Raw genomic sequence first — 12,852 nt, forward strand, 5'->3', positions numbered from 1 at the left:
AAAATATTTGTAAATAGCTTTTTTCAATAATTATCAATTTCCTATTCTCAATTTTTAAGAGTTTAAGCTCCTTTTATAGAAAATTTATTTTCAAAGTATATTTTAAATTTTCAAATTGTATCCATATAAGAGTATAGATATATATAATTCAATAAAATAAAGATATACTATATGTAATATTACATATAGTATATCTTTATTTTAGATTACTCATATTCTTAATAGATTATTATTTTTTATAAAGATTATAACAATGCACCTGCAATGGCAGCAGTCATAAAGGCGGCTAGAGAACCCCCTAAAACTGCTTTTAGTCCTAGCTTTGCAACATCTCTACGTTTTCCAGGTGCAACTCCCCCTATAGAAGCTATCTGAACTGCTATAGAGCTAAAATTAGCAAATCCACAAAGTGCATAAGTTAATATTACTATTGTTTTTTCAGTTAATTGACCACTAGCAATTAGCGGTGAAAGATTAGCGTAAGCAACAAATTCATTTAATACAACTTTCTGGCCAAGAAGATCTCCTGCTACTGCTATGTCTTTTGCCGGAATACCCATTATATATGCAACAGGTGAAAAGAGTTTACCAAAAATCCAGCTTAAGCTTAAGAAATCAGCACCAACTAATCCACCTAACCATCCTAAAAGAAAGTTTAATAAAGCTATTAAAGCGATAAAAGCTATTAATAATCCACCTACATTAAAAGCAATTTGAATACCATCCATGGCACCATTAGCTGCTGCCTCAATTATATTAGTAGTAGTTTTTTCGTTCTTTAATTCAATTGAATTCTTAGTTAATGGTTCTTCCGTTTCAGGAATCATAATCTTTGCTATAACTAAGCTTGCTGGTGCAGACATAACACTAGCTGCAAGTAAATGACCAGCACTGACACCCATAGCTACATAACCAGCCATAACACTACCAGCAACGGTAGCCATACCACCAACCATAACTGAATATAGCTCAGATTTAGTCATTTTCTCCATATAAGGCTTTATAATAAGAGGTGCTTCATTTTGACTTACAAATATATTAGCTACGGCAGATAATGTTTCCGCTCCACTAGTTCCTAAAATTTTTGCAAGTCTCTTAGATATAATTGAAATAAAGAACTGCATAACACCTAAATGATAAAGTATACTCATAAGTGCTGAAAAGAAAATTATAGTAGGCAGTACTTGCAATGCAAATATAAATCCTATTTTATTTACGTTTACTAAATCTCCAAATACAAAATCAGTACCTTCAGTAGTAAATTGCAATAATTTATCAATTATATTACTAGCAAATTGGAAAAACTTTTGTCCTAAAGGTACTTTAAGTACTAATAGTGCAAATATTACTTGAAGAACTACTCCAATGGTAACAAGCTTCCAATCAACTTTTTTCTATTAGTAGAAAATAAATATGCTATTAAGATAAAAATAGCTAAACCAAAAATTCCTATAAATCTATCCATAATACATTCTCCGTATATAAATTTTTAGATTCTATACAAGTAATTAATCGAGAACATAGATGTACTTGTAAAGTCCATTAAATAATATAGAATAAAATTCGACAATTTTAAACAAAACATTTTTCTTATTTTAAATGATAATGTTTGTCATCTAGAACTAAGTATAGAAAAAATCGGGATAAATAAAGAGTTTAAATATATTTATGGTTCAAAAATAAATTACATGAAAATATTCTATAAAAAATTGTAAATTTATTTTGATTAAAATTTCTAATATTTTAAAAAAATTTATAATATTAATAAAATTTATATTAAATATTTTGGGAGAGTAAATATCTTTAGAAGAGAAGAAGATGTATATTAAAGATAATTTTTAGGAAAGCTATTTTTAATTAATATTCACAAGTTAAGAGGTGTTAAATATGAAAAAAATTTTTACTCAAGAAGATTTAGAAAGAGCCTTTAATTTAGGAAGAGAACAAGGATATATAGAATCACAAAATAATAGTGGACATAATAGACATAATGAGTTTTCTTCAGAATTTTCTAATGAAATACCAAATTATTATAACCTTAGAGATTATACATCAGCTAAAATAGACGATAGAAAATAATATTAAAAACCGTGACATTTAGTCACGGTTTTTCTATATAACTTGAAATATAAAGAACTTTAAATAATAAGATTCTTCATTATCTGTCCATAGTATTGGATGATCTGGTGCTTGAGTTTTAAATTCTACTTGTCTAAGCATTCTGCCAGCATCTTTTGCAGCCTCATATATAGCTTCTTTAAATAACTCTGGACTCATGAAGTGTGAGCAAGAAGCTGTTACAAGATAACCACCTTTTCTTACTAATTTTATTCCTCTATAATTTATTTTTTTATAACCTTTTTTTGCATTTTTTATGGTTTCTCTTGCTTTTGTAAAAGCAGGTGGATCTAATATTACAACATCAAATTCTCTTCCTTGGTAGTTAAACTCTTTCAATATATCAAAGGCATCATGACATTCAAACTTAACTGTATCTTGCAAATTGTTAAGCTCTGCATTTTTCCTGCAAAAATCTACTGCATGCTGGGATATATCTATACCTAAGACACTTTTAGCACCAGCAATTCCAGCATTTAAGGCAAAAGAACCTGTATGAGTAAATACGTCTATAACTTTTGAGTCTTTACAAATTTTATGTATTGCTTTTCTATTTTCTTTTTGGTCTAAAAAGAATCCTGTCTTTTGACCATTTTCTATGTCCACATAATATTTAACACCATTTTCTTCAATGGTTATCATGGTATCAAAAGTTCCACTTAAAAATCCTTTACTCTGCTCCATGCCTTCTTTTAATCTAACAGCAGCATCACTTCTCTCATAAACTCCTCTTGCGTTATATTCTTCAACTAATATATCTACAATAATTTGTTTGTATTTATCAATTCCTAGTGCTAAGGATTGAATTACATAGATATCTTCAAATTTATCTATGACCATTCCAGGTATAAAATCAGCTTCTCCAAAGATAAATCTGCAAGAAGATGTATCTATAACCTTTTTTCTATATTCCCAAGCATCTTTTAATTTTCTTCTAAAAAAATCTTTATCTATTTCCTCGTTTATATCCCTAGTCATTATTCTTATGGCTATTTGAGAAGCATCATTTATGTACCCTTTTCCTATAAAAGTATTGTCAGAAGTATAGACTTCAACAATATCACCATTAGTATATTCTCCATCATAGCCATTTATCTCTGTAGCAAAGATCCATGGATGGCCACTCAAGGCTCTTTTACCACGACCTTTATCCAAATAAAATTTACAGTTCATCTTTTGTCCTCCTAAAAAATAAGATGTTAGTAGTATATCACAATGAAAATTTTTATATAACCTCAATATTTAATTCACAATGCACAATTCATAGTTCACAATTAAGGTTGAAATTAGTTTTAATCAAACTAATTTCTATAAATAGATTTTTCAATAAAAGTGACTATGTCACTTTTATTAAAATAAATTTAAAACTTCTCTTGTAAAAAAGAAGTATCAATAATTTTTCATTGTCAATTGTCAATTCTCAATTGTATAAGGGTTCACCTGAGGTGTAGTATAGTTTGGAACAATATTCAAAAACTTAAACTAATATTAATGGAGATAACCAAGAATAAGGAATGCTCATTCTTTTTAATAATTTTCATTTTGAAATGAACTGTCCCTTGATTTACAATTAATTCTACTAACATTTAACTAAGAAATATCCAAAATTGTGAATTTGGTGTTGAAAAAGTATTAATGTTAGTTTATAACTTAAATTTTTAATGAGAATGTGCATATTCAATTTTTAGTCATAAAGGATTATTTTTTCTTTTGACATCATATAGGTTTATATTTTAAACTATAAATTGTGCCTATATTGAATTTTAAGGAGAGATAAAATGAGCATACTTACGGTCAAAAATATTAGTCATGGTTTTGGTGATAGAGCTATATTTGAAAATGTTTCTTTTAGACTTTTAAAAGGAGAACATATAGGTCTTATAGGAGCAAATGGAGAAGGTAAGTCTACCTTTATGAATATAATTACAGGTAAATTAATGCCAGATGAAGGTAGTGTTGAATGGTCTAATAGAGTAAGAGTAGGGTACATGGACCAGCATACTCAACTTGCAAAAGGGCAGACAATAAGAGATGTGTTAAGAGGGGCTTTTCAATATTTATTTGATCTAGAAGCTGAAATGCTTGAAATAACAGATAAAATGGCAGATGCCACAGAGGAAGAATTAGAGAAACTTTTAGATGAAATGGGAACAATTCAAGATCTTTTAGATAATAATGGATTTTATATTATAGATGCTAAAATAGAGGAAACCGCAAAGGGACTTGGACTTAGTGATGTAGGATTAGATAGAGATGTTTCTGATTTAAGTGGTGGACAAAGAACAAAAGTATTATTAGCAAAACTTTTGCTTGAAAATCCAGATATATTACTTTTAGATGAGCCTACTAACTATTTAGATGAAGTTCATATAGAATGGCTTAAAAGATACTTACAAAACTATGAAAATGCCTTTATATTAATATCGCATGATATTCCTTTTTTAAACTCTGTAATTAACTTAATCTATCATGTTGAAAATAAAGAACTTAATAGATATGTTGGAAGTTATGATGAATTTCAAAGGATTTATGAGGCTAAGAAAAAACAATTAGAACTTGCCTATGAAAGACAACAGGCAGAAATTGCAAAGCTTGAAGATTTTGTTGCTAGAAATAAGGCTAATGTTGCTACAACAGGTATGGCAAAGGCTAGACAAAAGAAACTAGATAAAATTGAGAGAATAGAGCTTTCAAAAGAAAAGCCAAAGCCAACTTTCAACTTTAAGTCTTCTAGAGCATCAGGTAAAGTCATATTTGAAACTAAAGGACTAGTTATAGGATATGATTCACCACTTTCAAAACCTCTTGATTTATATATGGAAAGAGGTCAAAAAATAGCTCTTGTGGGAGCTAATGGTCTAGGAAAGACAACTCTATTAAAAAGCTTAATGGGAGAAATTAAAGCTTTAAATGGTAAAGTAGAATTAGGAGATTATCAATACATAGGATATTTTCAGCAGGAAATAAAAGAAGCAAACTATAATACTTGTATAGAAGAATTTTGGCAAGACTTCCAAAGCTATACTCAATACGAAGTTCGTTCAGCCTTGGCTAAATGTGGTCTTACCACAGAACATATTGAAAGTAAGGTAATGGTACTATCAGGAGGAGAAGCTGCTAAAGTTAGACTTGCTAAAATAATAAATAAAGAAACAAATATACTCATATTAGACGAGCCTACTAATCATTTAGATGTAGACGCAAAAGAAGAATTAAAACGTGCATTAAAAGAATACAAAGGAAGTATACTAATGGTTTGTCACGAACCAGAATTCTATAGAGATATAGTAACAGATGTATGGAATTGTGAGGAATGGACGACTAAAATCGTATAATAATTCCATGTACAGCAGTTTAATGTAAATTAACATTAACAATAGTATAAAGGCAGTAATAATATCAACAGGTATTATTACTGTCTTATATTTATTTAATAAATTAAAGTATTATTATGATATATTTGAAAGTAGTTAAAAATGGTATATAAGAAAGTCTATAACGAAATATATGTTATAGACTTTTTTATCTTGATTTTTAAAATATTTCCTAATCTAAGTTTATATCTTTTAAACAATAAGATTTCAATATTTGTCTAATAAATTTCAAAGTCAAGTTTAGAGCATCTTCTTTAGTATATTTATGATAATCGCTTATAAGCCTTGTAAGTATACCTTCATAAAAAATAATGATCACTTCACTTATTTCATTTAAATCTTTTTTATCTATGTAATTGTCTTCTACTGCCTTTAATAATACGGCCTTATCTCTATCATGTATATTTTCCTTATCTAGCATATGAGATAATTCCTTAGGCAAGCTTTCTAATTCTTCAGGAAATAATTCATAGTAATTATTTATAGCTTGAGTAAAAGACTGATTTATATTATTTAAGAACATAGCTTTAAATATTTGTGGATTATTGAAGGAATGAATACAAAAACACTTCCAAATATTATAGTAAATTTTTATAGTATTATCATTTATATTTACATAATTATATAGGTCATGAACATAGTTATTGTAGTATTTTACACAGACAAAGAATATAAGATGATCTAGATTATTAAAATACCTGTAAATTATAGCAACATTATGACCAGCTAAATTAGCTACCCTTCTCGCTGTGATACTTTCAATACTTTCACTATCCATAATTTGTGAGGCAGCATCTATAAAAGAAATCATAACTTGTTTTTTTTCTAAAGCAGTTTTTGCCATTTGCATTCTCCTTAAAACGTATATCCATAATTTACTATTATAGCATAATTAAGAAAATAGTAATATTTGAAAAAACAATAGATAGGTGTTTAACAATTTGTAAACATGTTTATAAACGCGTTTACAAACCTACCAAACAACATATTATTTACTAAAGGTAATATTTGTAAAATATGAAAATGGGGTGTATTTATGAAATTAGAAATAGGAAATTTCTATGTACGAGATATTGTTTTTGGAGATAACACAGAGTTTAAAGATGGACTATTGACAATAAACAAAGAAGAAGCACTAAACTTTGTTAAACAAGATAAACGTATTATAGAAGCAGAATTATATATTGTAAAACCAGGAGACAAGGTAAGACTTGTTCCTGTTAAAGAAGCTATTGAACCAAGAGTCAAATTAAATGGAAACTCTTTATTCCCTGGATATACAGGAGAACTTGTTAAAGCTGGAGAGGGAAGAACTCATGCACTTAAAGATTGTAGTTTACTTGTAGTGGGAAAACATTGGGGTGGATTTCAAGATGGACTAATAGATATGAGTGGGGAAGGCGCTAAGTATACTTATTACTCCCAGCTTAAAAATATAGTATTAGTTGCTGACACTAATGAAGAATTTGAAAAAAGAGAGCAACAAAAAAAGAACAGGGCATTAAGGGAAGCTGGTCATAAACTTGCTGAATTTATAGCTCAGTGCGTAAAAAATCAAGAGCCAGAAGAAGTAGAGATATATGAACTTGAACCTGTTACAAAGAGAAGTGAAGATATAAACAAACTTCCTAGTATGGTATTCGTAATGCAGCCCCAATCTCAAATGGAGGAGCTAGGGTACAATGATTTGCTTTATGGTTGGGATATGAATAGAATGGTGCCTACTTTTATGCATCCTAATGAAATATTAGATGGAGCAGTAGTATCAGGAAGTTTTATGCCTTGCTCTTCTAAATGGGCCACTTATGAATTTCAGAATAATCCGACTATTAAGAGGTTATATAAGGAGCATGGTAAGACACTTAACTTTTTAGGAGTAATAATGTCTAATCTTAATGTAGCATTAGAGCAAAAAAATAGAGCAGCTTTATTTGTATCCCAAATGGCAAAAAATTTAGGAGCAGATGGTGCCATAGTTGCTGAAGAAGGATATGGAAATCCTGATGCAGATTTTACAGCTTGTATAGTTGCATTAGAAGACGCAGGGGTTAAAGTTGTAGGATTAACAAATGAATGTACTGGTAGAGATGGCCAATCACAGCCACTAGTATCTATGGATGAAAAGGAAAATGCAATTGTATCTTGTGGTAATGTTTCTGAACTTATAGAGCTACCACCTATGGAGATTGTATTAGGAGAGCTTGAAGCATTAGGAAGAGATGGTCTTTCAGGTGGATGGTCTAATGACGAAATTTTAGGACCATCAGTTAGAGAGGATGGTTCAGTTATAATGGAAAATAATGCTATGTTCTGTGGGGATCAAGTTTGTGGATGGTCACCAAAAACAGTAATAGATTTTTAGTTATAAAATAAGAAAAATCAATAATTATAATAATCAAAAATAATCTTCAATAAATTATAGGGGGATATATTATATGAAAAAAGCAATTTTATATATAAATCAGTTCTTTGGCCAAATTGGAGGAGAAGACAAGGCTGATTTTAAACCAGTAATAAAAAATGGTTTAGTAGGACCAGCTATAGAATTAAATAAGAATTTAGAAGATGCAGAGGTTACTCATACAATAATTTGTGGAGATAACTTTATGGGTTCTAATACGAAAGAAGCAATAGATATTATTTTATCTGAGCTTGAAAGTATAGATTTTGATATATTTTTTGCAGGTCCAGCTTTTCAAGCAGGAAGGTATGGAGTTGCCTGTGGAGAAATATGTAGAGCGGTAAAAGATAAATTTAATGTACCTGTTATAACATCAATGCATATTGAAAATCCAGGTGTTGAGATGTTTAAAAAGGAAATGTATATATTTAGAGGTGGTCATAGTGCAGCTAAGATGAAATCAGATATAAGGGCTATGGCTAAGTTTGGTAATAAGTTATTAAAAGGTGAAGAAAATTTAGGTGCTAACAAAGAAGGATATTATCCAAGAGGAATAAGGCATCAAGTATGGAGAGAAGATAGAAAAACAGGTGCTGATAGAGCAGTAGAAATGCTTATAAAAAAGTTAATGGGAGAAGAATTTATTACAGAGCTTCCAATACCAAAAGCAGATAGAGTACCGATAGCTGCTCCAATCAAAGATTTATCTAAGGCTAAAATTGCAATTATGACAACAGGAGGAATTGTACCTGTTGACAATCCAGATAGAATTCAATCTGCATCTGCAACTAGATGGGGAAGATATAATATTAAAGATACGAACAACTTAGAAGGTGGAGTATATAAGACAATACACGCAGGTTTTGATCCAGCAGCAGCGGATAATGATCCTAATGTAATTCTTCCATTAGATGTATTAAGACAATATGAAAAAGAAGGTAAGTTTGGATATCTTCATGATTATTTTTATTCAACTGTTGGAACTGGTACAACTCAAGCAGAAGCAGCAAGAATGGCTAGAGAAATAGTTGAATACCTTAAGGAAGATAAAGTGGATGGAGTTATAATGGTTTCTACGTGAGGAACTTGTACGCGTTGTGGTGCAACGATGGTAAAAGAAATAGAAAAAGCAGGATTCCCAATAGTACAAATGGCTAATCTAATACCAGTAGCTAAAACAGCAGGAGCAAACAAAATAGTTCCTACAATATCCATACCATACCCATTAGGAGATCCAGCTACTACTAAAGAAGAACAGTGGAGATTAAGATATTACAGAGTAGGTGTTGCACTAGATGCATTAACTGAAGATGTTAAAGAACAAACAGTATTTAAGGTGAAAATGTAATAAGAATTTAAAGGCTGACAATGGTATATAGATATACTGGTTTTAAAATTAATATATATGCGAAAATAGTTTATGCTTTTTAGTATTAGAACTATTAAATTTACAACTTAAAATAATGCACAATTCACAATTCAAAATTCACAATGCGGTGGAAATTAATTTTTTACGAATCAATTTCTTTAATAGTTTTTTTACTAGCAATACAATTGCCAGTTTTCCACCTCTGGGGAACAATAGTGAAGCACTTTAGGGTTCCCCTGAGGTGCAGTATAGTTTGGGACAACACCCAAAATTTTAAAACAAATATTAATAGAGATAACCAATATAAATAAAGTAGTATCTATTATATTAAATACTCTTTTCTATCATACTGCACCCCAGGGGTGGAAGTGAACGCATAATTAAGGTAGAAATATCCTCAATAGAGAATTGTGAATTGAAAAATTTGTGAATTAAAATATCTAAGAAACAGCTATATTTAGCTATGCATTAAGTCTTAATGAAGTAAATCTATTGATAATGTCAACCTCATATAAAATAAATATTTGGGGGGCTATTTATGAAAAATATTGAGCCATCAGTAAATAATAAATTATCACCAAAATCAAAGACTGATGAAGTTTTTATTATATCTTTAATCATTACTTTTGCCATTGTACTTTGGGGAATATTAGCTCAAGAAAATTTTGCAAATATGTCTAATAACTTATTTGCTTTTTTAACAGAAAAGTTCGGATGGGCATACCTTAGTTCAATGCTTGTATTTGTTATTTTTGCTATTGTAGTAGCATTCAGTAAATATGGTAATATTAAACTTGGCCCAGAGGATTCTAAACCAGATTATAGTACTACAGCATGGTTTGCAATGCTCTTTGGAGCTGGTATGGGAATTGGTCTTGTGTTCTGGGGAATAGGTGAGCCACTTTCTCATTTTGTATCACCACCATCAGGAATTGAAGCAGGTTCAATAGAAGCAGCAAATTTTGCTATGAAATCATCTTTAATGCACTGGGGATTTCATCCTTGGGCAAATTATAGCATAATAGGTCTTGCACTTGCTTATTTTCAATTTAGAAAAGGTAAACCAGGTCTTATAAGTAGCATATTTATTCCTTTATTAGGAGAAGAAAGGGTAAATGGACCTATAGGTAAAACAATAGATATATTAGCAGTATTTGCTACAGTAGCAGGGGTAGCTACCTCTCTAGGACTAGGTACATTACAAATAAATAGTGGACTTAACTATATGTTTGACATACCTACGACTAATTTAGTTCAATTGATTATAATTGCAGTTATTACAATAATATTTATATATACAGCAGTTAAGGGAATAGAAAAAGGGATAAGTGCAATATCAAATTTAAATTTAATACTTGCATTTGGCATATTAATATTATGCTTTTTAATTGGACCTTCAATTAAAATGATAAATTCACTAACAAGTGGAACAGGAGCTTATATTGGAAATTTTATACAAAATAGTTTACATTTAGAGGCTTTCGGAGATAATAGCTGGATAAATGGATGGACAATATTTTATTGGGCATGGTGGATAGCATGGGCTCCATTTGTAGGAATATTTATAGCTAGAATTTCAAGAGGAAGAAAAATAAGGGAATTTATACTAGGGGTTATAGTTGCACCTACAATAGCTTCTTTAATTTGGTTTTCAATTTTTGGAACTTTAGGAATTGATTTAGGTATTACAGGAAAAATACCTTTTGATAAACTTAAAGAGATAGCAGTAGTTCCTGAAACAGCATATTTTGCTATAGTTCAAAATTATCCATTAGGTATAGTTATAGCGGTAATAACTATAGTGTTACTTTGTACTTTCTTTATTACTTCTGCAAATTCAGCTACATTTGTTTTAGGTATGCTGACTTCAAAGGGAGATTTAAATCCTTCTAATACTAAAAAAATATTATGGGGACTAGTACAATCATTATTAGCAGTAGCATTATTATTATCCGGAGGATTGAAATCACTTCAAACAGCCTCGGTAGTAGCAGCTTTTCCTTTTATATTAGTAATGCTATTAGCTTGCATATCATTATGGAAAGCCTTTAAGGAAGAAAAAATATAAGTAGATTGTAAAAATTAAATATCTAATGTTTACTTTAATGATTCTATAATATTAATATAAGTTCTATAAAAAATATATGATTTTAAAATGTAAATAAAATAATATAATAAACAATGAGGAGAGAGATAAGATGATATAAACCTTATCTCTATTTTTATGGAGTAAGTTTCAGTAATTACTGTATAATTGATAACTGAATTTTAATTGTAAGTAAATAAAATTATAACAATATTAAAAATAGGACCAAATATATTGTACAAGCATACTATATCGTAGTATATTCAATGTCTTTTGTAGATATTGAAATAAATACAAATAAGTTGAAAATATATGGGGGTAACTATGTTTAAGTTAGATGAATATAATAACTCAATAGATGCCGATACGATAAAAAAGATAGATACTATGATTGAAATTATGGAAGGATTAGAAGATTCCAATAATAATGTTAGTCAGATAGAGCAAATCGGTCCAACAGGCCCAACCGGCCCAACTGGAGCAACAGGGGCAACAGGAGCAACAGGGGCAACTGGAGCAACAGGGGCAACTGGAGCAACAGGGCCAACGGGAGCAACAGGAGCAACAGGAGCAACAGGAGCGACAGGGGCAACAGGAGCGACAGGAGCAACAGGGGCAACGGGAGCAACAGGAGCAACTGGAGCAACAGGAGCAACAGGGGCAACAGGAGCAACGGGAGCAACAGGGGCAACTGGCCCAACAGGCCCAACCGGTCCAACCGGCTTAACTGGTCCAAGTGGTCCAACCGGTCCGACAGGTCCAACCGGACCAACCGGCCCAACAGGTCCAACAGGTCCAAGCGGTCCAACCGGTCCGACAGGCCCAACCGGTCCGACAGGTCCAACAGGTCAGACAGGCCCAATCGGCCCAAGCGGACCAACCGGTCCAACAGGCCCAACAGGCCCAACAGGTCCAACCGGTCCAACAGGCCCAACAGGTCCAACAGGTCCAAGCGGTCCAACCGGTCCGACAGGTCCAACAGGTCCAACAGGCCCAACTGGTCCAACCGGTCCAACAGGTCCAACCGGCCCAACCGGTCCAACCGGCCCAACTGGCCCAACCGGTCCAACAGGTCCAACCGGCCCAACAGGCCCAACCGGTCCAACCGGTCCAACAGGCCCAACAGGTCCAACAGGCCCGACAGGTCCAAGCGGTCCGACAGGCCCAACCGGTCCAACAGGTCCAACCGGTCCAACAGGCCCGACAGGTCCAAGCGGTCCAACCGGTCCAACAGGCCCAACAGGTCCAACCGGCCCAACCGGCCCAACAGGTCCAACCGGCCCAACAGGCCCAACAGGCCCAACAGGCCCAACCGGTCCAACCGGCCCAACCGGCCCAACAGGTCCAACCGGCCCAACAGGCCCAACCGGTCCAACAGGCCCGACAGGTCCAAGCGGTCCAACCGGCCCAACCGGCCCAACAGGTCCAACAGGTCCAACAGGCCCGACAGGTCCAAGCGGTCCGACAGGCCCAAGCGGTCCAACAGGTCCAACAGGTCCAACCG

General features: G+C 32.5%; 8 protein-coding genes and 1 pseudogene. 5 read left to right on the forward strand and 4 right to left on the reverse strand.

All coding sequences use genetic code 11. The features are described from left to right. Nucleotides 1-245: 245 nt before the first annotated feature. Nucleotides 246-1,465: pseudogene (locus ACY1IQ_RS17250) on the reverse strand (NupC/NupG family nucleoside CNT transporter). Nucleotides 1,466-1,887: 422 nt separating this feature from the next. Here ACY1IQ_RS17250 and ACY1IQ_RS17255 point away from each other — a divergent pair. Beyond that, nucleotides 1,888-2,079, forward strand: a complete 192-nt coding sequence (locus ACY1IQ_RS17255; RefSeq protein ID WP_461615140.1) for a hypothetical protein — start codon at nucleotides 1,888-1,890, stop codon at nucleotides 2,077-2,079. Nucleotides 2,080-2,112: 33 nt separating this feature from the next. On the opposite strand, the gene ACY1IQ_RS17260 is transcribed toward ACY1IQ_RS17255, so the two are convergent. Further along, nucleotides 2,113-3,291 carry a class I SAM-dependent rRNA methyltransferase gene (locus ACY1IQ_RS17260; RefSeq protein WP_461615141.1) on the reverse strand — a complete coding sequence of 393 codons (1,179 nt, stop codon included), beginning with the start codon at nucleotides 3,289-3,291 and terminating at the stop codon, nucleotides 2,113-2,115. 605 nt (nucleotides 3,292-3,896) lie between these two features. Here ACY1IQ_RS17260 and abc-f point away from each other — a divergent pair. Then, nucleotides 3,897-5,453 carry a ribosomal protection-like ABC-F family protein gene (gene abc-f, locus ACY1IQ_RS17265; protein WP_461615142.1) on the forward strand — a complete coding sequence of 519 codons (1,557 nt, stop codon included), beginning with the start codon at nucleotides 3,897-3,899 and terminating at the stop codon, nucleotides 5,451-5,453. A gap of 211 nt (nucleotides 5,454-5,664) precedes the next feature. Here the strand turns inward: abc-f and ACY1IQ_RS17270 are convergent, their stop codons facing one another. Beyond that, a complete protein-coding gene (locus ACY1IQ_RS17270) occupies nucleotides 5,665-6,336 on the reverse strand; it encodes a TetR/AcrR family transcriptional regulator (protein ID WP_461615143.1) in 672 nt (223 codons plus the stop codon). Between the two features lie 192 nt (nucleotides 6,337-6,528). Here ACY1IQ_RS17270 and ACY1IQ_RS17275 point away from each other — a divergent pair, with 192 nt between their 5' ends. The 3 genes from ACY1IQ_RS17275 (at nucleotide 6,529) to ACY1IQ_RS17285 (ending at nucleotide 11,330) form a co-directional block, all read left to right on the forward strand. After that, a complete protein-coding gene (locus tag ACY1IQ_RS17275; RefSeq protein WP_461615144.1) occupies nucleotides 6,529-7,854 on the forward strand; it encodes a glycine/sarcosine/betaine reductase component B subunit in 1,326 nt (441 codons plus the stop codon). A 73-nt stretch (nucleotides 7,855-7,927) separates the two neighbouring features. Then, the gene (gene grdH / locus ACY1IQ_RS17280; protein WP_461615145.1) at nucleotides 7,928-9,241 is read left to right on the forward strand and encodes a betaine reductase selenoprotein B; all 1,314 of its coding nucleotides are present in this window, start codon (nucleotides 7,928-7,930) and stop codon (nucleotides 9,239-9,241) included. 559 nt (nucleotides 9,242-9,800) lie between these two features. Further along, nucleotides 9,801-11,330, forward strand: a complete 1,530-nt coding sequence (locus tag ACY1IQ_RS17285) for a glycine betaine uptake BCCT transporter (protein WP_461615146.1) — start codon at nucleotides 9,801-9,803, stop codon at nucleotides 11,328-11,330. A gap of 448 nt (nucleotides 11,331-11,778) precedes the next feature. Here the strand turns inward: ACY1IQ_RS17285 and ACY1IQ_RS17290 are convergent. After that, the coding region (locus tag ACY1IQ_RS17290) for a hypothetical protein (RefSeq protein ID WP_461615147.1) at nucleotides 11,779-12,852 on the reverse strand (1,074 nt) is incomplete at its 5' end.

The sequence above is a fragment of the Clostridium sp. Marseille-QA1073 genome (assembly GCF_054863625.1).